The organism is Vibrio sp. 2134-1, assembly GCF_033339495.1.
Window position 1 is genome coordinate 1 of record NZ_JAWOUS010000679.1, and the last position, 594, is coordinate 594.

Sequence of the window (594 nt, forward strand, 5' to 3'; positions counted from 1 at the left end):
TCATGATACATCGTCTGTTGTTGGCGCTGCCTCTGCCTACAGTGAAGAGGCACTGACAACTGCAACCACGCTCAAACTGGCGCGAGCCTTGTGGATCATTCCTGTTGCTTTGATTAGCGCCGTGATTTTCTCACGTGGGAACAAAGAGAACGGTTCGAAAAAGTTAGTGATTCCTTACTTCATTTTCTGGTATTGCGCGGCCATCGCCTTTAGTGATTTCTTTCCACAATTTGAGGTGGTGTATCACGGTATTTTTACCATTGCGAAGCAAGCTCTGGTGGTGTGCTTATTCTTGATAGGATGTAGTATTTCGATTTCGAAACTGAAATCTTCGGGCCCTAAACCGCTGTTGTTTGGTGTGACTTTATGGGTATTAATTTCCACCACGTCACTAAGCTGGCTAGCACTTAGATAATCGTTGTCGACTTATCGCGTTGGTCGGAGGTTGACTCTTGTTTGTCACTCTTGAGCGCAAACACCAACGCGATAGCGATTAAAAACGCCGTCAATTCCGCTAACGAGCGAGTGAGCCCTTCACTGCTGATTGCGATGCCAATTTGTAATACCACCGCTATCAATAAAACCAATTTCACC

2 protein-coding genes are annotated in these 594 nt (G+C 45.8%); one reads left to right on the top strand and one right to left on the bottom strand.

The window, feature by feature from the left end; genetic code table 11:
* The coding region (locus R7R78_RS27920) for a putative sulfate exporter family transporter (RefSeq protein ID WP_225474826.1) at positions 1 to 415 on the top strand (415 nt) is incomplete at its 5' end.
* Here the strand turns inward: R7R78_RS27920 and R7R78_RS27925 are convergent.
* Positions 408 to 593, bottom strand: a complete 186-nt coding sequence (locus R7R78_RS27925) for a hypothetical protein (protein WP_225474827.1) — start codon at positions 591 to 593, stop codon at positions 408 to 410. The genes R7R78_RS27920 and R7R78_RS27925 overlap by 8 nt on opposite strands.
* Position 594 lies beyond the last annotated feature (1 nt).